General features: G+C 69.1%; 20 protein-coding genes and 2 pseudogenes. 6 read left to right on the top strand and 16 right to left on the bottom strand.

The genetic code is table 11. The annotated features are described in order from the left end of the window. Positions 1-278: 278 nt before the first annotated feature. The 5 genes from AB0H42_RS16145 to AB0H42_RS16125 all read right to left on the bottom strand — a co-directional run bounded on the left by AB0H42_RS16145 (position 279) and on the right by AB0H42_RS16125 (position 5,116). Positions 279-908 (bottom strand): class I SAM-dependent methyltransferase, encoded by a 630-nt coding sequence (locus tag AB0H42_RS16145; RefSeq protein ID WP_357056002.1) that lies wholly within the window; start codon positions 906-908, stop codon positions 279-281. Between the two features lie 60 nt (positions 909-968). Further along, positions 969-1,685, bottom strand: coding sequence for an MBL fold metallo-hydrolase (locus tag AB0H42_RS16140; protein WP_357055999.1), 717 nt, complete (start codon positions 1,683-1,685; stop codon positions 969-971). 190 nt (positions 1,686-1,875) lie between these two features. Further along, entirely contained in the window at positions 1,876-2,463 is a 588-nt protein-coding gene (locus AB0H42_RS16135; RefSeq protein ID WP_357055996.1) for a hypothetical protein, read from the bottom strand. Between the two features lie 560 nt (positions 2,464-3,023). Further along, positions 3,024-3,716 carry an SGNH/GDSL hydrolase family protein gene (locus AB0H42_RS16130; RefSeq protein ID WP_357055993.1) on the bottom strand — a complete coding sequence of 231 codons (693 nt, stop codon included), beginning with the start codon at positions 3,714-3,716 and terminating at the stop codon, positions 3,024-3,026. Continuing rightward, complete coding sequence (locus AB0H42_RS16125; protein ID WP_357055990.1) at positions 3,713-5,116, bottom strand: MFS transporter; 1,404 nt, start codon at positions 5,114-5,116, stop codon at positions 3,713-3,715. The genes AB0H42_RS16130 and AB0H42_RS16125 overlap by 4 nt, the downstream gene beginning before the upstream one ends. A 92-nt stretch (positions 5,117-5,208) precedes the next feature. Between AB0H42_RS16125 and AB0H42_RS16120 the strand changes: the two genes are divergently transcribed. Next, positions 5,209-5,817 (top strand): TetR/AcrR family transcriptional regulator, encoded by a 609-nt coding sequence (locus tag AB0H42_RS16120; protein WP_357055987.1) that lies wholly within the window; start codon positions 5,209-5,211, stop codon positions 5,815-5,817. A 41-nt stretch (positions 5,818-5,858) separates the two neighbouring features. Here AB0H42_RS16120 and AB0H42_RS16115 read toward each other — a convergent pair whose 3' ends face one another. The 3 genes from AB0H42_RS16115 to AB0H42_RS16105 all read right to left on the bottom strand — a co-directional run bounded on the left by AB0H42_RS16115 (position 5,859) and on the right by AB0H42_RS16105 (position 9,382). After that, positions 5,859-6,992, bottom strand: a complete 1,134-nt coding sequence (locus AB0H42_RS16115) for an NAD(P)-binding domain-containing protein (RefSeq protein WP_357055984.1) — start codon at positions 6,990-6,992, stop codon at positions 5,859-5,861. 112 nt (positions 6,993-7,104) lie between these two features. After that, positions 7,105-8,712, bottom strand: coding sequence for a HAMP domain-containing sensor histidine kinase (locus AB0H42_RS16110; protein WP_357055981.1), 1,608 nt, complete (start codon positions 8,710-8,712; stop codon positions 7,105-7,107). Beyond that, positions 8,705-9,382 carry a response regulator transcription factor gene (locus tag AB0H42_RS16105; protein ID WP_357055978.1) on the bottom strand — a complete coding sequence of 226 codons (678 nt, stop codon included), beginning with the start codon at positions 9,380-9,382 and terminating at the stop codon, positions 8,705-8,707. Before AB0H42_RS16105 ends, AB0H42_RS16110 begins: the two co-directional genes overlap by 8 nt. A 120-nt stretch (positions 9,383-9,502) precedes the next feature. Between AB0H42_RS16105 and AB0H42_RS16100 the strand changes: the two genes are divergently transcribed. Both AB0H42_RS16100 and AB0H42_RS16095 read left to right on the top strand, forming a co-directional pair. Next, a complete protein-coding gene (locus AB0H42_RS16100; protein WP_357055975.1) occupies positions 9,503-9,880 on the top strand; it encodes a PepSY domain-containing protein in 378 nt (125 codons plus the stop codon). A gap of 169 nt (positions 9,881-10,049) precedes the next feature. Further along, positions 10,050-10,751: a dienelactone hydrolase family protein gene (locus tag AB0H42_RS16095; RefSeq protein ID WP_357055972.1), complete on the top strand. Its 702-nt coding sequence runs from the start codon at positions 10,050-10,052 to the stop codon at positions 10,749-10,751. A 546-nt stretch (positions 10,752-11,297) separates the two neighbouring features. Here the strand turns inward: AB0H42_RS16095 and AB0H42_RS16090 are convergent. The 5 genes and pseudogenes from AB0H42_RS16090 to AB0H42_RS16070 form a co-directional block, all read right to left on the bottom strand. Beyond that, entirely contained in the window at positions 11,298-11,462 is a 165-nt protein-coding gene (locus tag AB0H42_RS16090; RefSeq protein WP_357055969.1) for a hypothetical protein, read from the bottom strand. A 126-nt stretch (positions 11,463-11,588) separates the two neighbouring features. Next, positions 11,589-11,912, bottom strand: a complete 324-nt coding sequence (locus AB0H42_RS16085; protein ID WP_357056048.1) for a winged helix-turn-helix transcriptional regulator — start codon at positions 11,910-11,912, stop codon at positions 11,589-11,591. A 59-nt stretch (positions 11,913-11,971) separates the two neighbouring features. Beyond that, positions 11,972-12,937, bottom strand: coding sequence for a carboxypeptidase-like regulatory domain-containing protein (locus AB0H42_RS16080; RefSeq protein ID WP_357056046.1), 966 nt, complete (start codon positions 12,935-12,937; stop codon positions 11,972-11,974). A gap of 90 nt (positions 12,938-13,027) precedes the next feature. Beyond that, positions 13,028-14,563: pseudogene (locus AB0H42_RS16075) on the bottom strand (MFS transporter); the annotation flags it as partial. Then, positions 14,556-15,047, bottom strand: a complete 492-nt coding sequence (locus AB0H42_RS16070; RefSeq protein WP_156058617.1) for a MarR family winged helix-turn-helix transcriptional regulator — start codon at positions 15,045-15,047, stop codon at positions 14,556-14,558. The pseudogene AB0H42_RS16075 and the gene AB0H42_RS16070, both read right to left, overlap by 8 nt. A gap of 197 nt (positions 15,048-15,244) precedes the next feature. Between AB0H42_RS16070 and AB0H42_RS16065 the strand changes: the two genes are divergently transcribed. From AB0H42_RS16065 to AB0H42_RS16055, 3 genes and pseudogenes are all read left to right on the top strand, one after another. Further along, entirely contained in the window at positions 15,245-15,895 is a 651-nt protein-coding gene (locus AB0H42_RS16065; RefSeq protein ID WP_357056043.1) for a nitroreductase family protein, read from the top strand. A gap of 323 nt (positions 15,896-16,218) precedes the next feature. After that, a pseudogene (locus AB0H42_RS16060) lies at positions 16,219-17,126 on the top strand (cyclase family protein). A gap of 184 nt (positions 17,127-17,310) precedes the next feature. Beyond that, positions 17,311-18,708: an AMP-binding protein gene (locus tag AB0H42_RS16055; RefSeq protein ID WP_357055966.1), complete on the top strand. Its 1,398-nt coding sequence runs from the start codon at positions 17,311-17,313 to the stop codon at positions 18,706-18,708. 206 nt (positions 18,709-18,914) lie between these two features. Here AB0H42_RS16055 and AB0H42_RS16050 read toward each other — a convergent pair whose 3' ends face one another. The 3 genes from AB0H42_RS16050 to AB0H42_RS16040 are packed head-to-tail and all read right to left on the bottom strand — an operon-like array spanning position 18,915 to position 21,825. Further along, positions 18,915-20,285 carry a phosphotransferase family protein gene (locus tag AB0H42_RS16050; protein ID WP_357055963.1) on the bottom strand — a complete coding sequence of 457 codons (1,371 nt, stop codon included), beginning with the start codon at positions 20,283-20,285 and terminating at the stop codon, positions 18,915-18,917. Further along, a complete protein-coding gene (locus AB0H42_RS16045) occupies positions 20,276-21,454 on the bottom strand; it encodes an acyl-CoA dehydrogenase family protein (protein WP_357055961.1) in 1,179 nt (392 codons plus the stop codon). Before AB0H42_RS16045 ends, AB0H42_RS16050 begins: the two co-directional genes overlap by 10 nt. Next, positions 21,451-21,825 (bottom strand): nuclear transport factor 2 family protein, encoded by a 375-nt coding sequence (locus AB0H42_RS16040; protein ID WP_357056040.1) that lies wholly within the window; start codon positions 21,823-21,825, stop codon positions 21,451-21,453. The genes AB0H42_RS16045 and AB0H42_RS16040 overlap by 4 nt, the downstream gene beginning before the upstream one ends. Positions 21,826-21,852 lie beyond the last annotated feature (27 nt).

The raw sequence follows: 21,852 nt of genomic DNA, 5'->3' as shown, positions 1-21,852 counted from the left end.
CGGTGCGACCGCGCGACGCCCGGCTTCCGGCACGGTCCCGCGGTGCCGTGCCCGGTTCACCACACGAGCCGCGAGGTAGCGGCGGGAGTACTCGCGTACCGCAGGATGGCGCCAGGAGACGCCGATCTCGACCTCGGCCGCCTCGGGTGGTAGCAGCGCCGAGCGCATACCGAGCCCGGCCCAGTACATCGGGAAGGACTGCCCCCGGACCCGGCGGACGCGGTCACCTTGCCGATGAAGTAGCCGATCGCGCCGCCGGGCCGCGACCGGCGCGGCGCTCAGTCCGCGCGGGAGAACACCGCGACCAGGAACTCCGAGGAGTCGGTGAACGGCCGCAGATCCCAGGTCGACAGCAACAGATCGGCGGTGAGGCCCTGCTCGGCGGCATCGGCGCGGAACTCCGCGAAGTCGTAGCCGCGGCCGGCGCCGAAACCGGTGACCACGCGGCCCTGTGGTGCCAGATGCCGGGCGAAACCGGACAGCACCGCGGGCCGGGTCGGCGGCGCCAGGAATGTCATCACATTGCCCGCGCAGACGATCACATCGAAACCGGCGGTCACGCCCCGGGCCGGCAGATCCAGTTCGGCGAGATCGCCGACCAGCCAGGTGGGGCCGGGGTAGTCGGCTTCGGCGGCGGCGATCAGCACCGGGTCGACATCGACGCCGACCACGGTGTGACCGGCATTGTGCAGGTGGCCACCCAGGCGGCCGGGTCCGCAACCCGCATCGAGTACCCGGCCGCGCCGGCCCAGCATGGCGTCGATCAGCCGGGCCTCGCCGAATATGTCGTGGCCTTCCGCCACCAGCGTCCGGAACCGCTGCACATACCATTCGGAATGCGCGGGGTCGGCCGCGGTGAGTTCCTCCCAGCGGCTCCGTATGCGGCCCGGCGGGATGTTCGCGCTCATCCAGTTCCTCTCGCGTCGGCTCACCCGGGGCGGTGGCACCGGATCGAACCATACGTGCCGTCAGCCCGCCAGCCGGCGCTCGTAGACCGCCGCGAGGTCGCGCAGGGCGGCGGACCCGTCACCGGTGAAGCTGGAGCCGTGCATCACGGCCAGTGTGGTCGGCTGTAACCCGGCCAGCCGGCGCAGTGTCGCGGGTACGGCCGGCCCCAACGACGTGGCGTGGAAAACGTCCTCGGCCACCTCGGCCGGTCCCACCAGATCGGTGCCGGTGAGGGCCGGTCCGTCGCCGAGCTGGGTCATCAGGTCGCCACAGAACAAGACGCCGGTGGACTCCTCGTACAGCACCCGCGCCTCCCAGTTGTGCGGTGCGTGTGGCGTATCGAAGTGCTGGATCCGGCGGTCACCGAGATCGATGATCTCGCCGTCGGCCAGGCGCCGCGGCCGCCGATCGGCCAGATCGTCCAGCGAGACCTGGCAGCCCACGGCGCCGTGGGCCACCTGGGCGTACGGCGCCGCGCCCAGGAACAGATTCATCGCCCCGCTCTCATCGGCCTCCACATGGCCGAAAGTGATCCAGCGGAGATCTGCCACGGGTCGTATGCGCCCGATCGCCGCCGACACCGAGGGGAACAGTGCCCGCATACCGGTGTGGAACAGCAGGGGTTCCGCGGCGTCGACGAAGAACTGATTGAACGTGAAACCGGTGGGGCCCACCTCGGGGACGAAAGTGGAGAAGCGGTAGACGCCGTCGGCGATCTCGTCTGTTCGGATATCCATCACAGCAGTCCTGGTAGCGCCATCCCCCGCCGAGTCTCGGACAGAACGCGTATTCGAGCAGCGGATCCCAGTGTATCTCCGCTGGTCGGCATCGAACAGGGCCGGAATATCCGGTCCGGGGCCGGGCAGGGCGCGCGTGGCCTCACACCCGGGGTGAGGCCACGCATGCCGGTAGCCGGACGCGGTGCCGCTACACCTCGGCGACGCAGGTGACGAGCTGACGCTCGTCATAGGTGTAGTAGCTGGTGGCCTCCGCGGGGCACCCGGATTCGTCGGTGGTACCGGTCAGAATTTTCAGCACATGCACGGTATCGGGCTTACCCGGCGTACAAGGGCTGTGCGTGGGGCTGTCGCTACCCGACGGAACGGTCATGCACTGACCTTCGACCCAGTCGATGTCCAGGCACAGCGCGCCCTGTTCCTGGCCGGCCAGGGTCACATAGTAGGTCTGGTCGACGTCGGACGCGCAGTCGTCCTGGGTGGGGGCCTTGGCGACCACCTTGTAGTTCGAATTCTCCGAACCGCACACGGCGTGGTCGATCTCCGCGTCCATCATCGTCCCCGACAGCGTGACACAGTCACCGATGGCGGCGTCGAAATCGACATCCCCGCCCTCGTCGGTTCCGTTCTGTCCGGGCACGGTGGATACCGCGCTCGCCGACGAACTCTGCGCCGAGTCGTTGCCGGTACACGCCGACAGGGTCAGCACCGCACAGCCGAGTACAACGAGGCCTGCCAGCACACCGGGGATCCGGAACCCGGGCGAACGTCTGGACATGCGAACTCCTTCATGGAAATACGTGAGGGTAAACAGTGTTCGGGCAGTACATGATTCGGAATGGGTACCCGGGAATGCGGTGTCCGCGGGAAACGGAGCCGGGCAGGCTCCGGCCCCGGTGACCGCCGCCGGGAGTACCGGCCGTGCCGGGTTGCCCGGACATCGCGACCCGCCCCCGGCGGCCGATGACGGTCACCCGGGGGTCGGTTTACTTCGGTGCCGCACCGCCGGACGACGGCGGTGCGAGTGATGCCCGGCCGGCGTGGCCGAACGCGGCGGCGACGAGATCGCCTGTGGCGGTATGCCGTTGTCCCGATGGACCGGCCACATGCGAATGCTCGCGTGAGCTTACCGGTCGACCCCCCGACCCGCGGTGACCTCGGGGACGGTTACCCGTGCCCCGAATCCCCGCCGCGCCCGTGACCTACGGCCGTAGCTTCCCACGTCGGTACCTACTCCTCCTCGCTGGTGCCCGGCGCAGATCTTAACCGTTCGCGCCGACAAAGTGGATCCCCCGGGCAGAGTCGTCTGTCCGGGGCCGGAGGAGGGATCGCCGATCGTCAGAACGATCCGGCGGCGGCCGAGATCCGCGCGGCCAGGGCGCGAATCATCTCCGTCGCGACAACCGCGTGCCCGCTGGTCGTGAAATGAATGAGGTCCGTGCTCATGAGATCCGGGCGCAATCGCAGCGGATGCTCCCAGAAGTCGACCAGCACCGCGTCGTACCGGCCGGCCACATCACGGACGATCGTGTTGAGCTCGGCCATCCGCGGCCGCATCGGCCGCATCGGCGCCATCCGTTCGGTCTCCCAGACATCGGCCACGGTGAACGCGCACAGTTGGGCGCCGGTAGCGGCCAGCGCGGAGAAGGCGGTGTCGAGATTCCCGCGCAGCCGATCGGGATCGCCGCCGGGATGGAACAGGTCGTTGCCGCCGCACGCTACGTGCACGAGGTCGGGCCGGAAGTCCAGTACCGGCGCCAGCTGTTCGGCGAGCAGCTGGTCCGAGGTGGCGCCGATCCGCCCGGTGTTCAGATAGGCCGCCTCGGGGTGCACCGAGGCGAGGACCTCCGCGACGCGGTCGGCCCAGCCGATGTCGCGGTAGCCCGCAGACGCATCACCCACTCCCTGGGCGATGGAATCACCGAGCACGGCGTAGCGCCGCCAGGGCGCTTCACGCAAGAGGGCGCGGGCACCGGCGGAGGAGATCAGCATCGGGTCGTCGGATTCGGTACGGCCGTGGTGGTCTGTCATATCGACTCCTGTCGGGACGGAACGGCGATCAGGCAGGCCGATACGGCGGCGAACCCGGCGCACAGCAGGAACAGGGTGTGGAACCCGGCGAGCGGGTCACCGGGATGGGCGGCGAGCACCGCCGCCAGTACAGCGATACCGAGCGCGCCGCCGAGCTGGCGCGCCGTCAGATTCATCCCGGTACCGGCCGCGAAGCGATGGGGCGGTATCGCATTCGCCGCGGTGGCGCCCAGTACGGTCACCACGATCCCGACACCGCCGCCACCGAGTATTCCGGCCGGTATCCATGCCGACCACAGTGCCGGAGTGGGGCCGAACATCCCGGTGCTCATCCAGGCGAGCGTCGCGAGGAACATCAGTACTCCGAGGACCCCGGTCCAGCGCCGGGGGCCGGGCGCGGTGACGCGGCCGGTGAGCGTCGCGGTCACCATCGAGGCCACCGCGCCCACGCTCAGCGCCGCGGCCGCACCCAGGACGGAATATCCCCACATCGCGTCGAGGAACATCGGCCCGGCCAGCAGCCATGCGAACATGGCGGCGCCGAACGCGAACGAGGCGGCATTGGTCAGCGCGAACGACCGGTTCCGCCAGAGATCCACGGCAAGAGCGGGATTCGGGTGCCGGAGGGACCGGCGTAGAGCGGCGACCGTGAGCAGAGCGCCCAGGCCGAGGGCCCCGAGCGTGCCGGGCGAGGTCCAGCCCCAGCGCTGCCCCTCGGTGAGTCCCGCGACGAGCCCGCCCAGACCCGAGGCAAGCATGATCGTGCCCACCGGGTCCGGCAGGGCGCCGCGTGTCTGCTCGGTGTCGGGTTCCAGAATGCGGAAGGCCAGGCCGGCCAGAGCGAGCGCGATCGGCACATTGATCACGAAAATGGAGCGCCAGCCGAACAGTTCGACCAGCGCGCCGCCGAGCGCGGGACCCACGACTGCGGCGAAACCCCCGGCCGCCGACCAGGCCGCGATGGCGCCGCCGATCCGTGTGCGTGGGGTGACGGCGAGCAGAGCGCCGAGGGCCGAGGGCACCATCAACGCGGCAGTCGCCCCCTGGCCCACGCGGGCGGCGATGAGCAGGCCCGCGTTCGGTGCCAGCCCGCACAGCAGGGAGGTGAGCGCGAAACCCGCCAGGGCGGAGAGGAAGACCGTGCGTCGTCCCACCGCGTCGGCGAACCGGCCGCCCGGGGTGAGCAGTGCGGCGAACGCGACCGCGTAGCCGCTGACCACCCAGGTGAGGGTGGTCGTCGAGGTGGCCGGATGGTCGCGGGCGAGGGAGGGGAAGGCGATATTGACGACCGACAGGTCGAGGAAGGCGAGGAAGGCCGCGCCACTGGCGACGAGAAGTACGCCGGGGCCGCGTGCGGGGGTGGACTGCGGGCCGGGGGCCCGCACAGGCGATTCGGTCATGGGAATCCTGGAAGCCGAGGGAAACAAAACGTACGAACGTTCGTAAAGAAAATACGACCGATCGTTCGTATTGGCAAGAGGGCGGTGTCAGAATGGGACGTATGACGGAGGCGATAACGGATCAACGGCTGGTCAAAGGGGCCCGATCCCGGGCGGCGATCGCACGGCGCGCCGCCGATGTGGCATCGGTCGAAGGGCTCGCGGGCGTCAGCCTGGGCAAACTGGCGACCGATCTGGGCATCAGCAAGAGCGGCATCGCCACCCTGTTCAAAACGAAAGAGGCGCTCCAGCTGGCCGCGATCCGGGCCGGCCGCGACGTCTTCGTCGAACAGGTCATCACACCCGCCCTGCGCGTACCGCGCGGTCTACCCAGAGTGCACATGCTGGTCGAACGCTGGCTCGGTTACATCACCGACCCGGTGTTTCCCGGCGGCTGCTTCCGGGCCGCGGTGCTCGCCGAATTCGACAGCCGGCCGGGGCCGGTCCGTGACGCCGTCGCCGCGGACCACGAGGACTGGATGACCTTCCTGACCGGGGAGATCCGCAAGGCTCAGGAACTCGGTGAGCTGACCGGTCGGAACGCGGCGGCGCTGGCCTTCGAGATCGACGCGATCGTCGGCGCCGCCAATGTCGCCCGCCAGCTCGGCGACGACGAACGGGTCCTGATCGCGCGCCGGATCGTGGAGGATCTCCTGCGCTGACCGCTCGGGAAGGGCCGGTCGTGGCGTTGTGGCGGAAGCCCTTACTCGTGGAGAGCGCCCCGTGGGAGGCCCAGATAGCCGGTGAGTTCGGCCACGGCGGCCCGTCCGGCCCTGTTCGCGCCGATCGTGCTGGCCGACGGCCCGTATCCGATCAGATGGATTCGCGGATCCACCGCGACCCGGGTGGCGAGCGCGCCGTTCATGGAGATTCCGCCGCCCGGACCACGGAGCCGCAGTGGGGCCAGATGGTCCAGCGCACTGCGAAAACCCGTGGCCCACAAAATAACCTGCGCGGCCTGGAAACTACCGTCGCCCCAGCGCACACCATCGGGCTCGATATGGTCGAACATCGGCCGCCGCCGCAGGACGCCGCGGTCCCGGGCGGCGCGGAGCCGGTCGTCCAGCGGGAGACCGGTCACCGAGACCACCGAGCCGGGCGGAAGCCCCCGGCGTACCCGATCCTCCACGATCGCCACCGCCCGGCTGCCCGCGTCCACGTCGAACGGCGCCTCTCGGAAGGCGGGTTCCGAACGCGTCACCCAGGTGGTGCCGGTGACCCGGGAGATCTCGTCGAGCAACTGGACCGCGGAGATCCCACCACCGACGACCACCACGTGCTGTCCCGCGAACTCCGCCGGATCACGGTAATCGCGCGTGTGCAGTTGCCGCCCGGCGAAGGTCTCCGCGCCGCGATAGTGCGGTACGAAAGGGTGCTCCCAGGTCCCGGTGCCATTGATCAGACCGCGCACCCGAAGCGTGCCCGCCCGGTCGGTCTCGGCGTGCAGGAGGCCGTCGTCTCCGGATCGATCGCACACCACCCGCACGCTCACCGGCCTGCGTACCCGCAGCTCGAAATGTTCCTCGTAACGCTGGTAGTAGCGCGGCACCGCGGTCGCCGCCGGAACCTCGGCGCCGGCGGCACCCGGGTCGGTGTGCTCGGCGAAGGACATACCGGGCAGGTCGTGTATCCGGTTCACGGTGCTGAGGGTCAGTGACGGCCAGCGGAACTGCCAGGCGCCGCCGGGGCCGGGCGCATGGTCGACGATGAGGAAATCCTGCCCCGGCACGAGCCCGTGCCGCCGCAGGTGGTATCCGGCCGACAGACCGGACTGTCCGGCCCCGATCACCAGTATCGGGAAATCCGGTGTCGCCGGATGCACTGCCTGCTGCGCCATGGTCGCCGATGCTAGTGCGCCCGCGACACCGGGGACCGCCGGCCGCACACCCGGTGGCCCGTCCCCGCCCGAGCCGGCCGCTCGCCCGCCACGATGGTGGACATCCGGGCCCTCAGCGGGCCACCGGGAGTTCCACCACGAATCGCGCACCACCGGAGTCCGCGGGCTCGACCCGGATCGTCCCCTCGTGCCGTCCGACCACATCGCGCACGATCGCCAGGCCCAGGCCCGCACCTCCTTCGTCCCGGCTGCGGGCGTCGTCGAGGCGCACGAAACGCTGGAATATCCGCTCCCGATCGGCCTCGGGCACCCCCGGGCCGTCGTCGGCCACCGCGAGTACCGCCCGGTCACCCCGCCGTTCCAGCGTCACCCGCACCGTCGTCGCGGCATGCCGTTGCGCGTTGTCGACGAGATTGCCCAGCACACGGGCCAGTTGGGTCCGGCTGCCGGTGACGGCGAGTTCATCCACGCCGAGACCGGCGCCGACCGATAGGCGGTCACCGACCCGGTGGGCCAGTTCCTCGCGGACCAGCGCCGGGAGCTCGATCCGGTCCGCCCGGGGCTGTTCGCCCGCATCGAGCCGGGCCAGCAGCAGCAGATCGGCGGCGAGATGTTCCAGCCGTACGGTGTCGCCGAGCAGGCCGTCGAGTTCGAGCAACCCCGGATGCGCCTGCGCCACTTCGAGCTGGGTGCGCAGACTCGCGATCGGGCTGCGCAGTTCGTGTGCGGCGTCGCCGATGAACCGGCGCTGACGTTCCGCGGACTGCTCCAGCGCCGCCAGCGTGTCGTTGGTGGTGACCGCCAACCGGGCGATCTCGTCACGGGCGGCGGGTTCGGGAACCCGGCGCGACAGGTCGCCGTGCATGATCTCGGCGAGCTCGGACCGGATGGACTCCACCGGCCGCAACGCCCACCGGGTGACCAGCCAGGTCATCGCGGCGACCACGGCGAGCAGCACCGGCAGGCCGATCAGCATCGCCCGCCGCACATCGGCGACCGCGCTGTCGGCGGTATCCAGCGACGCGCCCGCGTAGATGGTTACCGGTTGCCCGTCGGGGGCGGTGCCACCGAATGCGGCGACGCGATAGCTGTCGGGCCCCGAATCACCTACTGCCAGTTCGATCTGTCCGAACACCGGTTCGGTGGCCGCGGAAGCGCCGACGGCCCGCGGGGTTCCCGCCTCGCCGGCGCCGGCCGCGCTGCCGGTGCCGAAGCCGGACGCGGCGTCCCCGGAGTGGGACGACTCGTCCTCGGCTGCGTCCTCGTCCTCGTCCTCGTCCTCGTCCTCGTCCTCGGATTCCGATTCGGATTCCTGGTCCTCGTCCGCTGCTTCGCCGGATTCGTCGTCCGCGGAATTCGCGCCGTCTCCGGACCGTGCCTCCGTATTCGGCCCGAAGTCGGCCATCGGGTCCCGGCCCCGCAGTTCCTCGTCGGAGGCGAGTACCCGCCCGTCCGCCGAAACGATCTGCACCGGGTCGTCGTCGGGATCCGGCAGCCGAAGTTGTGTAAGTGGCGTTCCCGCCTCCAGCTGCCCGGCGATATCGCGCGCGGTGTTCGCGGCCTGCAGATCCGCACTCTCGACGAGATTGCCGCGCAGGGCCGCGAGCAGGATGAGCCCGGTGGCGGTCAGGGCGATCGCGACCACCACGGTGGCCGCGGTCGTGGTCCGCGCCCGGACCGAATTCCACCAGGCGCCGCGGCGGCGCGTCCGCTCACCCACGCTCGGCCGCCATGCGGTACCCCGCGCCGCGCACCGTCAGGATGGTCCGGCAGCCGAAGGGCGTATCGATCTTGCGCCGCAGGGTGCTGATGTAGACCTCGACGATATTCGGGTCGCCGTCGTAGGCGAAATCCCAGACATGGTGCAGGATTTCGGCTTTGGACACGACCTCCCCGGCGCGCACGGCGAGGTGCTCCAGTACCGCGAATTCTTTGGCGGTCAACACTATTTCGCGGTCTCCGCGCCGGCAGCCGTGGGTGGCGGGGTCGACCACCAGATCGCCGACCCGCAGGACGCGCACACCGCCGCGGGTGCGGCGGCGCAGCAGCGCCCGGATCCGCGCCACCAGCACCACATAGGAGAACGGTTTGCTGAGATAGTCGTCGGCACCGGTGTCCAGGCCCTCGGCCTCGTCGTACTCACCGTCCTTGGCGGTGAGCATCAGCACCGGTGTTTCGTGACCCGCGGCGCGCAGTGTCGCGCACACCCGGTAGCCGTTCATACCGGGCAGCATGATGTCCAGGATGATCAGATCGTACTCGGTGGTGGTGGCGCGGTGCAGTCCCTCGGCCCCGTCGTGTACGACGTCGACCGCGAAACCTTCGGCCGACAACCCTTTCGCCAGTGCGCGGGCGAGCCGTTTCTCGTCCTCGACGATGAGCAGACGCATCCACCCAGAGTGTCAGACGCTTCCTGAAATATTCTTCAGGTGACTTCAGGTCACCTTCAGTATCGGCTTGCCACAGTGATGACCGTATTCGGGACGTACACCCACCCAGGAGGTTTCACCATGGCAAGCGTTATTCGTCACGCGGTCGCCGGTCTGCGCTGGATTCTGATCGGTGCCGCGGTCGTGGCCGTGGTCGCCGGCGCCGCCGTCGGCGTCGCCACCGTTGCCCTCGGGCACACCCCACCGCCCGGCACCGTCGCCCTCGATCGCCCGCTCGCGGAGTGGTCTCTCGTCGCCGATCCCGGGATCGATCGCATCCAGGCGATGGATGCCGCCGTGGCCGCGGTACCGGACAGCAGGGCGATCGCGGCCGAGTTCGAGACCGAGCACCGCGGACCGGTGTGGGAGGTTGAAGTCGTGACCTCGGCGGGCGTCGAGTACGAGGTGACGGTGGACGCGAACACCGGTGAGATCATCGGTGCGGCCGAACACGATTGATCTTCTCGGTGCGTGTCCGGGCACCGGGTACGGGCCGGGTGCCGCCCCAGGGTGGCAGCCGGCCCCGCCGCACAGGGAGGTGCGTGAGCAGGCGGCGCGGCGATGCGACACTGGACCCGCTGTCGCTGTGGTCTGCGAGAGTTCCGAATCGAACAGGAGGTGACCGCCGATGACGATGATCGAGTTGCCCGCGCCCGACGGCGAAATCAAGGCCGTATGGGAGACGCCCGAGGGCTCGGGACCGTGGCCCGCGGTGGTGCTGCTGCACGACGCCGTGGGCCTGACCGCCGATCTGCGTCGCAATGCCCGCATGCTGGCCGATCACGGCTACTTGGTGATCGCGCCGGACCTGTTCTCCCGCGGGCCGCGCTGTGTGCCCGGCGTATTCCGTGATCTGCTGTTCACCGGTGAGGGCAGGGCGGTGCGCGATATCCTCGCCGCACTGCGGCGAATACGCGACGATTCCTCGTGCACCGGCCGGGTCGCGGTGGCCGGTTTCTGCATGGGTGGTGGTTTCGCCTTGCTCACCGCGCCCCGCGGATTCGCCGCCGCCGCTCCCTTCTATCCGACCAGCCGGGGCAACTACGCGGAGATGTTGCGGGGGAGCTGCCCGATCGTCGCCAGCTACGGGCGGTTGGATCCGATCAATATCGGCCGCGCGCACCGGCTGGAACGGGTACTCGACGACTACGGCGTCGCCCACGACGTCAAGACCTATTCCGGGGTCACCCACGCGTTCGCCAACCGGCTGCCCGCCGAGCCCGTACTGCGGGTCGCGGGTCTCGGTTACGACGAGGAGGCCACCGAGGACGCCTGGCGACGTGTTTTCGCCTTCTTCGACGCACACCTGAAAAGCCCTTCGCCGCACTGACTGCCGCTGCCGCGGCCGACGGCGGAACCGATGCCGCGCAGCCGGTTTCGTGTTCCCGGCAACGGGAAGTCACCGGCCGGAAATTTAAGCCGTTGAATATCGTACCGTTCAACAACGGCATAGTTGCCGCTGCTGCGTCCGGCGTAGTGTCCGGGCGGTTCGGTTCGACGGAAGCAGGTTCGATATGTCCAACAACTTTTTCATGACCTTCATGATGATGATGATCATGATGATGATGTTCTGAGGTCCTCGCGTGGCCGACCGGGCTCGTCGCCGGTCGATCGGCCGGGATACCCGAAAGCTTTCGCCTCGGCGCCACGTCGGCGCGACGATGGGCGAGCCGGCCCGGTGAAACGGATGAGCAGGTCACCCGGGGCGGCGACCTGCTCATCCCGGCGCACGCTCCTCGACGAGCAACGTGCGCTCTTCCGGTTGGTTCGGTGATCGATACCGGGGTCATTCACCCGGACCCGCCGGAGTGCATCGGAGATGCCCGACGGTGCGAGTACCGGCCGGTCGGCGCATGAATTCCGGAAGTGCGAACGCTCAGATACAGACTGTGGCGCTTCCGAGGGGGATACACAGGATGATGGCAGAACCGGTGATCGGGGTGGCCGACGGGGTGGCGGCCGAGGCGACCGGGGCGCCGAGGGCGCCGAGGGATAGGGCGATCGCAGTTGCGGCGAAAATCTTGGTCATTCTGGTAGACATTGCATATCCTTCGGTCGGGGTGAAACCAGGGACATCTTTCGCGCAGCATCATCAGTTTTCGCTGCGGGCAAGGCAGACACCAGACAAGAAATCATCAAATTTTCCGGGGCCGAGGTCACAAGAGGGTCACCGGAATCCGCAACGGGTCGTGCCGAGATCGCGGTGAACGCGGGATGGGTCAGGAACGCCCGGCGTCGAATTCTTCCCGGCTGCGCACGATATCCGAGTCGTTCGCGCGTGTCCGGTCGGCGATGGCGGTTCACCACCACCGCGCGGCTTCCGCCCTGTGGCGACAGGGAGTGTCCGGCCTGAGGTGGTGCGGCCGGGGTACATTCGGCGGCTGGTCAGCCCGTCCCGCAGCGGGTTTCGGGTGCTGACGGTGAGCATGCGCCGGGACAGGCCGGGAACCGCCCGCGGCAACTCGCTGAGACGCCGTGGCCCGGAATACAAGCCGTAGCCGAAGGGCTTGTCGGTGAGGAGCGACAAGCCCTTCGGGGTTACGCGGCGGGTTACTCCTGCCCGTCGGTTCCGTACCCGAGTTCGACGTCGTAGCCAACCTCTTCGCCGGAAATATCGATCTGCCCGGTGACCGGCGGATAACCGCGGGCCACGATCGTGTACCGGCCCTCGGGGAGATCGGGCACGAGGTAGCGGCCCTGCTCGTCGGTGCGCGCGGTGGCGGCCACATCGCCGGTGGCGTCGAGGACGGTGATCTGGATATCGGTCACCACCCGGCCGCCATCGGCCCGGGCCGACCCGGTCAGCACGGCCATCGGCGCGAGGTCGATATCGTGCCGCAGCCGGCCGCTGTCGGGCACGGTCAGCGCGGTCGCGCTCGGGCGCATGTGCTCGGCGACCGCCACCAGTGTGTAGGTGCCGGGAACCACGCCGTGGCAGAGGTAGGCGCCGTCCTCGCCGGACGCGGCCGATGCGACGACTTCGCCGTACTGGTCGGTCACCGTGACCGTCGCGCCGGCCAGCGGCGCACCGCCGCGGGTCGAGCGGACGGTGCCCGACAACTCGCCGAGCCCGGAGAGAGTCAGGTCCATGCGCTGTGGTTGCGCCGCGTGCGCGACATTGACCGCGGTCGGCCGGTGACCCGGCGCCGAGACGATCAGCACATAACTACCCGGCCCGGGGGCGTTGACGGTGTAGCCGCCGTCGCCGGCCCCGCTCGCCCGCGCGACCTGGTGTCCGCGCTGGTCGATCAGGGTGAGTGCCGCACCGGGGACCGGGCGTCCGTCCTCGCGGGTGATGTGCCCGTGGAACAAGCCGCTCTCCTCACCGGCCCCGGAGTAGCGGGTGGTCGGCAGCGAGGCCTGTGCGGTGAGGGCCGGGCCGTACACGCCGTGACCGTTCTGTCCGGCCGGCGCCTGCGCGGTGAGCGCGCCGACAGGTACGGGTGCCGGTTCGGTTCGCGGATCGGCGGCGGCCTCGGTCACCGGGGCGTGGTGCCGGCCCACCGGCTCGGCCATCGCGGGGGTGCGTTCGAGATCGGCCAGATCATCGGGCACCTGTGCCTTGGGCTCCCTATCGGTGGCGGCCGCGGGATCGGCCGTCGGCTCGATATCGATCGTGCGCCGCAGCGGGCGGTTCGGCAGCAGCGCCGCGGCGATGAGCGCGACCACACAGGTCACCGCGGCGATCAGGAAGATCCGGCCGGTGGCGTCACCGTAGGAGAAGCGCACGATCTCGGCGATCGGAGCGGGCAGCGCCTTCAGATCCAGATTGCCGCTGCCCGACGACGTGGTGTGGATGCCGAGTTCGGCGAAACGGGCGGTGGACAGTTCACTCACCCGGGTCGCCAGGACCGAACCCAGGACCGAGACGCCGATGGCGCCACCGAAGGTGCGGAAAAAGGCGACGCTGCTGGACGCGGCGCCGATGTTCTGCACGCTCACGGTGTTCTGAACCGCCAGCACCAGGTTCTGCATCATCATGCCGACACCCGCGCCGGTCACGGTGATGAAGCCGCCGATCAGCCAGATGTTCGTGGCATGGTCGACGGTGGAGAGCAGAGCGAATCCGACCACCAGCAGGGCCGCGCCGGTGACGACGAAGCTCTTCCACTTGCCGAATCGGGTGATGAGCTGACCGGAGATCACCGAGGCGACGAGCATCCCGGCCACCATCGGCGACGACAGCAGACCCGCGGCGGTGGGGGAGTAGCCGCGGGCGGTCTGCAGGTACTGACCGAGGAACGTGGTGGCGCCGAACATGCCGACGCCCACGGCGACCGAGGCGAGGATGGCCAGCGCGGTGGTGCGTTCGGTGATGATCTTCAGCGGGATGACCGGATCCTTCACCCGCGATTCGACGAGCACCGTCAGTGCCAGCAGCAGGAGACCGCCACCGACATAGAGCGCCGATTCGGTGGACCACCACTCGTAGTACCCGGCCTTACCGGCGAACGAGACCCAGATCAACAGGACCGAGACGCCCGCGGTGAGCAGGGTGGCACCGAGCCAGTCGATCCGGACGCCCTCTTTGCGGGTCGTCGTCAGCCGCAGCGTGCGCTGCAGGAGCAGCAGGGCGATCACGGCGAGCGGGATGCAGATGAAGAAGCACCAGCGCCAGCCGAGCGGGCTGTCCACGATGACGCCGCCCAGGATCGGTCCGCCGGTCATGGAGACCGCCATGACCGCACCCATGTAGCCGGAGTACCGCCCGCGTTCGCGCGGCGGAATGATGCTGCCGATGATCGCGACGACCAGCGCGGTCAGCCCGCCCATGCCGACGCCCTGCAACGCGCGGGCGGCCAGGAGCAGTCCGACATTGTGGGCGAAACCGGCGATCACCGAGCCGACCACGAAGATGATGATGCCCAGCTGCACCAGCGTCTTCTTGTTGAACAGGTCGGCCAGCTTGCCCCAGATCGGCGTCGATGCCGCATTGGTGAGCAGGGCGGTGGTGATGACCCAGGCGTAAGCGGTCTGCGAAGCCTGTAGATCACCGATGATGGTCGGCAGGGCGTTGGCGACGATGGTCGTGCTGAGCAGCGCGGTGAACAGCGCTGCCAGCAGACCGGTCATCGCTTCGAGGATTTCGCGATGGCTCATGGCGAGCGGATCGCGAGAGGCTGGCGCCTCGGTGTCAGACATCGGCTCTCTCTTTCGAAACCTGCGGGTTTTCGTCCGCCGTGCCACAGCGGTCCCGGGAGTTGAGGGAATTCCGGAGGCGGCGCATCACCTGATAGGCCTGTTCCACGTCGTCCTCGGTCCAATCGCCGAGGGTTTCCTGAAGGTGCCGGGTGTGCAACGCCCGGACGCGGTGCAGCAGATCCTGGCCGTCCGGGGTCAGCCGGACCAGGCTGGCGCGGCCGTCGCTGGGATCGGCCTCGCGGCTGATGTATCCGGCGGCGGCCAGTTCGGTGATGTGCCGGCTCATCGCCGACGGGGTGATGCGGAGGTCGGCCGCGAGGCCCACCTGCCGGCAGGGGCCCGCCGTCTCGAGGGTGGACAGGACGCCGAGCCCGCCGGGGAGTAGCCGGCCCGCGTCGGATTGGGCCAGCGTGCTCCGGAGGGCACGGCCGATGAGGAACATCTCACCGAGGAGGTTCTGGGTGGTATCCGCTGAGACTGGCACGGTGACTCCAAACAATGATTAGTTCACTACGCTAACTAAAAATAGATCAGTTGCTTGCGGTAATCAACTATCGCAAATCGGACACGGTGCTGCGGGTCGGGCGCGGCTCCCGGGGGGTCGCCTCGGTTAGCCTCGAGGTGGAACCGAATATCCGACCGGATGCTGTATCCGGTCCGATCGAAAGGGTAATTGTGCCGATTGAGCTGGACCTGTCGACCGACGAACTGCTCTCCACCACCCGGGCGGTACGCAAGCGCCTCGACCTCGAGCGCGAGGTCCCGCTCGAGGTCGTGCGGGAGTGTATCGAACTGGCGGTCCAGGCGCCCAGTGGTTCGAACCGGCAGGGCTGGCACTGGGTCGTGGTGACCGATGCCGAACGCAAGCGTGGGCTGGGGGAGTTGTACCGAAAATCCTTCGAACGCTACGCGGCGTCGAAGTACTTCCCCGGAAATCAGGCCGGTTCCGGCTCGTCGGAAGATGCCGCCCGGCAGCGTATTGCGAGTTCGGCGACGTACCTGGCGGAGAAGATGGGCGAGGTGCCCACCCTGCTCGTGCCGTGCATCGAGGGGCGTGTGGACGGGGCCTCGGGTGCGCAGAGCGCCTCCCACTGGTCGTCCCTGTTCCCGGCGGTGTGGAGCTTCTGCCTGGCCGCGCGTTCCCGCGGGCTCGGTACCGCTTGGACCACCCTGCATCTGAGCTACGAGCGTGAGGCCGCCGACATCCTGGGAATTCCGTACGACACGGTGTCCCAGGGGGCGCTGCTCCCGGTCGCCTATACGAAGGGGACCGATTTCAAGCCGGCCGCGCGCACGGATCTGGACCGGGTCGTGCACATCGGAGGCTGGTAGGCCGGCCGCTCGCGATCTCGCGCGAGTCCGGCCCGGGTAGGTGCTCCGGCGCCCATGGGCGAACCCGGGCCGCGCCGAACTCGATCCGGCTGCGGTGCCGCGTAGCTGCACGCCCGCCGGGAGGTGACCACATCCTCCCCGGCGGGCGTTCTGCGTAGGGGCGATGGGCATGCCGCCGGGAGCTGCGGCGTCCGGCGCTGACCTGGGCGGAGATCGGACTATTGACAGGTGGCGTGTCAGCGATCACGCTTGCCACGGAAGTTGACATGACTGTCACGTCAGTATCAGTGAGTCAGGAGGCATCGGTGCCCGCAGTTCCCGATATGCGCGCGCTCGGGCGAGAAGTGAGCAACTGGGGTCGCTGGGGGAGCGACGACGAGCGGGGGACCACGAATCTCATCACGCCGGAGCGGGTTGCCGCCGCGGCCGGCCTGATCCGGACCGGTGAGGTCTTCCCTCTGGGGATTCCCCTCGATGGTGACGGTCCGCAGCCCGGCGGTCTGCGTATCAACCCCATCCGGCTCATGTCCAAGAATGGTCAGGAGCAGGTGCTTCCCGGCGGATTCAAATGGGCCGACGACTACGTCTTCATGCCGCTGCAGGCAGGCTCGCAATACGATTCGCTCGCCCACGTGCACTACGACGACCAGCTCTACAACGGCTTCGCCGGGGACGGCGTCTCGGTCAAGGGCGCCGACAAATGCGGTATCCACACCCACGCGGGTGGGATCGCCGGGCGCGGTGTCCTGCTCGATATCGCCAAGCACGCGGTGTGGACTGGCTCGAGGCCGGTACCTCGATCGGCCCCGAGGAACTCGACGAGGTCGCCGCGGCCCAAGGTGTCACCGTCGATGCGGGCGATATCCTGCTGATCCGGACGGGCTGGCGCAAGAAGTTCCTCTCCGACGGCGATGCCGCCGGGTTCATGGCGGGAGAGCCGGGACTGAGCCTGAACTGTGCGACCTGGCTGCGGGAGCGTGATGTGGCAGTGGTCGGCTCGGATAACTGGGCCGTCGAGGTGATGCCCGGCGAGAATCCGGGCTCCGCGTTCGAGCTCCATATGGTGCTCATCCGGGATATGGGCCTGACCCCCCTGGCCGAGATGCTCGACTTCGAGGATCTCGCCGGGGCGTGTGCCGCCGACGGCCGCTACGACTTCTTCTACGCAGGCCCGCCCCTGCAGTTCACCCGCGGCATCGGCTCGCCGATCAATCCGCTGGCGATCAGATGAGAACGGGCATGGACGCGATCGCGATGCCGCGGTGGAAAGGAAGCAGGACCCGTGCTGGTCGGTGACATCGTCGAATACGGCGCACGTAAACATCCGGACCGTATCGCGTTGCGGTTCGAAGACGAACGGATCGGCTACCGGGAGCTGCGCGATCGCAGCCGACGGCTGGCCAACGCCCTGCTGGGTGTGGCCGCCCGGGGACCGGGTCGCCGTCCTCTCCGCCAACTGCACGGAGTACTTCGACTGCTACTACGGCGTGCCGATGGCCGGTATGGCGCTGACCATCCTGAATTTCCGGTCCCATCCGGATCAGGTGGCGGCGCTGCTGCGGCACTCGGGCGCCGGGGTACTGATCGTCGCCGCGGAATTCGCCGAGCTGGTGACCCGGATACGGGACGAGATCCCCGGCGTGCACACCGTGGTATCGATCGGCGGTCCCGTCGAATCGGCTACGGCATGGGAGGAATTCGTGGGCGGGGCGGAGGCCGTGGAGCCGCCGGTACGCCCGGCGGCCGACGACACCGCCTGGCTGGTTTACACCAGCGGGACGACCGGCACCCCGAAGGGCGTGCTGCTCAGTCATCGTAACCTCCTCGCCGGGGTCACCTCGTCGGCGCTGCAGTGGGACCTGCCCGAGGACACGGTGTTCCTGTTCTGCTTCCCGCTGTGCCATGTCGGCGGATATGTCACGTTGGTCAACCATCTACTGGGCGCCACCGTCGGCTTCCTCCGGACCTACGACAACGCCACGTTCCTCCGGTTGGTGGACGAATGGCAGGTCACCCAGACCGGTTTGGCGCCGACGATGATCAGCTTCCTGCTCCGGGACCCCGCGCTGGAGGCCGGCGCGCTGAGCTCGTTGCAGGCGGTCGGATACGGGTCGGCGGCGATTCCGGCCGCGGTGCTGCGGGAGGGGTTGCAGCGGTTCGGCTGCGACTTCTACCAGGGCATGGGCATGACCGAACTCGCCGGCAATGTGCTGCATCTGGATGCCGCGGCGCATCGCCGGGCGGCCGCCGGCGAAACGGGCCTGCTGATGTCGGCGGGTAAACCGATGCGCTTGGCCGATATCCGGGTCGTCGACGACGAATTCGCCGATGTCGCGGTCGGTGAGATCGGCGAAATGGTCGTACGCGCCGATCAGGTGACGGTCGGTTACTGGAACGATCCGCAGGCCACGGAGACCGCGTTCACCGACGGATGGTTCCGCACCGGGGATCTGGTCCGGCAGGACGACGAAGGTTTCGTCTACATCGTCGACCGGAAGAAGGATCTCATCATCAGCGGCGGCGAGAACGTCGCCTCACTCACCGTGGAGCAGGCACTGTACCGGCATTCCGCGGTCGCCGAAGCCGCCGCCGTCGGCGTACCCGATGAGACCTGGGGCGAGGTGGTCTGCGCGGTTGTGGTGGCGCGGGCCGGAGTGACCGTATCGGCCGCCGATATCATCGCCGGCTGCCGGGAGCACCTCGCCGGGTTCCAGGTGCCGCGGCGCGTCGAGTTCGTGGACGCGCTGCCGAAGAATGTGACCGGAAAGATCCTCAAACGAGAGCTGCGCGAGCGGTTCTCACCTGCGAGATGAGGGAACGGGGCCGGTCGGGTGGGCAGACCACCCGGCCGGCCCCGCAGCAGGGGTGATCCGGTGCGCAGAAAGACGAAGGACCCGGTTCTTGGCTGTACAGCCGGGAACCGGGTCCTTCGTCGTGAGGTGCGCGGGGGTCCGATCCGACGACGCGCTGCCGGACGGCCCCGGGCGTGGGGCTCGTCCGGCAGCGCGCGCCGGGTGGGTCAGCCGAGCCGGCGTGGGTTCGACACCCGCAGCCTCGCCTCGACGGCGGCGTTCACCGCGGCGCGGACCCGCGGGTCCCGGCCGGCGAGAGCGCCCGCACGCAGTCGTTCGGCCAGCGCCGCCTCGGACGGACAGTCCAGGGCGCGCAGCAGATCGTGCACCCGGTCCGTGTGCCCGGCACCGGCTCGCAGTTCCCGGCCGCCGATCTGCAGCAGGGACACGCAGATACGCAGCAGATATCGTTGCGCGCCGGCGTCCTCCGGCAGGGCCGGGCCGATCTCCCCGGCGAGTGTCTCGGCCACGAGATCCAGGATCTCGGTGAGATCCGGGCGATCGTGGACCGTCGACGCCGGGGCCTGCGGTGCGCTGTCGGCGGGAACGGCTTCGAGCAGGCCGAGAACGTCGAGCAGGTCGTACTCGGATTCGCAGACCCGGCGCCCGATGGCGGCCAATTCGAGCGAATGTTCGGCGCCCCCGAGATGGCGTTCGGCCTGGAACCGGCTCAACACCAGCCATTTCAGTGTGCCGAAGACCTCCCACCAGTGCAGTTCGGCCGCCGACGGCCGGTCGCCGGTGGCGCGCTGATAACCGTCCAGGAGCTGGTCTCTGGTGCCGAGCCCGCCCACCGGTGCCGCCGCGCCGAAACGCCAGGCGCGAACGCAGAGCCAGCCCAGGTCCTCGATCGGGTTGCCGAGATGGGCGAGTTCCCAGTCGAGTACGCCACGGATGCCGTCGGCGTCGATCAGCAGGTTACCGAGCCGGAAATCGCCGTGCACCAGGCCGGCCGCCCGACCGGATGGCCGGTTGTCCCGTAGCCAGCGCAGGCCGATTTCCACCGCGGGCCGGGGGTCGGCCAGGTCCCGATAGGTGTGCTCGAGGGCGTCGAGGGGGTCGCGGTCGTCGAGGGCGGTGAGCGTCGTCACCGGTGTGCGGTGGACCAGTCCCAGGACGTAGCCGCAATCCTCGGCGAGATGCGCACGGACGGCGGCGAAGCCGGGATCACGCTGCAGCTTGCGCGGGATCGACTCGCCGGGAACGGTGTTCATCAGCAGGTACGGGGCATCGATTCCGGGCGCGGTGTCCCCGGAGGCGAGTACCTCGGGAACCGGCACCCCGGCTGTGGCCGCGGCGCGCAGACACGCCACTTCGGCGCGCATCCGATCGATCTCGCCCCGGCCGGGCGGATCCCGGCGCAGCACCGCGGTGATCTCGCGGCCGGTGTGATCGGTGGCGCGCACCGCGTATATTTCGCGGCTGGCGCCGCCGGTGAGCCGGCGCACCTCGGCACCGGCGAGCTCGGTGCCGGTGGCGGCGGCCAGGACGGCACGTACTCCCTCGGCGAGCGTCGCCGAGGGCGTCGTCACAGCCACGGTGCGGCCCCGGGGTCGCGCAACAGGCGCCGCGCGGTGGACATCCGGTGCACCTCGTCGGGGCCGTCGTAGACGCGTGCGTACCGTGCCTGCCGGTACATCCGCTCCAGCGGAGTATCGGCGGTGAGGCCGAGCGCACCGTGGACCTGGATGGCGCGATCGACGACATCGTGCAGCATCCGCGCGCCCCAGAACTTCACCAGACCGACACGTACGCGGTAATCCTCTCCGGCGTCCATCGCGCGCGCGGCATCGAGGGTCATGAGTCGTGCCGCGTGGATCTGGGCGGCGGATTCGGCGATATAGCGGTGGATCTCGCCTTTCTCCGCGAGCAGTGATCCGTGTGCGAAGCGGGTGTTGGCACGGGCGCACATCAGTTCGTAGGCGCGCTGGGCCTGGCCGAGCCAGCGCATACCGTGGAAGATCCGGCCGGCACCGAGCCGGTCCTGGGCCACCGCGAAACCCTTGCCGCGCTCGCCGAGCAGACTGTCCAGGGGGACGCGGACGTCGGTGAGGCGGACCTCGTAGTGATCACTGGGGTCGTGCCCCATCGTCGGGATCGAGCGGACGATCTCGAAACCCGGCGTATCGATCGGCACGATGATCGCGCTGATCCGGGCGTGCCGGGGCTCGCTGTCGGGTTCGGTGCGGGCGAACACGGTGCAGAACGCCGCCTGTTCCGCTCCGGTGGTGAACCATTTGTGCCCGTTGATCACCCAGCTGTCGCCATCGATTACGGCGCGGGTTTCGATCAGCGTCGGGTCCGAGCCCGCGACCTCGGGTTCGGTGAGCCCGACCGACGGCAGGATATCCCCGGACACCAGTCCGGGGATCCAGTGCCGGCGCTGCTCCTCGGTGCCGTGCAGATGCAGCATGATCGTGTCCTGCATCGTGACCGAACCGACCGCCAGCTGCCCGAACTCGGAGCGGCCGATGATCTCGTTGAGGTAGACGAAGTCGAGGAACGGCAGGCCGCCACCGCCCACCTCGGCGGGATGGCCGAGCGCCCAGATACCGAGTTCCTTCGCTCGTGCGCGCAGACCGGCGAGCGCCTGCCCGGCGGTGTCGTCGTCCCGGGCAAGCACCGGTTCCCGCGGGATGACCTCGTCGTCGATGAACCCGCGCATCCGCGCGGTGAGTTCGGTCAGCCGGGTGTCCATCGTCGTCATCCCTTCCGGCCGGTGGTGAACTCGCGCAGCGGCCGGGTCGCCGCCGAGTCGACGTATTCGTCGATACGGGCGATGCGTCCGTCGCGGACCTCGACGAACAGGCACGCGGCTACCTCGAGCGGACCGTATCCGGGCAGTTCGCCGCGCAGGACGTGCTGCTGGGCGAAACCGGTGGGTAGCGGGTACCGGCGGATGTCCTCGTAGCGCATACCCACGAGCGTGCGCGAAAGCCAGCGCAGGACCCGCAGATTCTCGGTGACGGTCTCCTCGGTGCCCTTGTCGTTGTGCCAGATCCGGGCTTCGGGAGCGTACAGCTCGGTGAGAGTCGCTTCATCGCCCGCGCTGACGGCGGCGAAGAAACGATCGGCCAGGTCGCTCGTCGGGTGTCCTCTTCTTTC

The organism is Nocardia sp. NPDC050799, from assembly GCF_040654015.1.
Classification (GTDB): domain Bacteria; phylum Actinomycetota; class Actinomycetes; order Mycobacteriales; family Mycobacteriaceae; genus Nocardia.
This window is presented reverse-complemented; position numbering and strand designations above follow the sequence as displayed.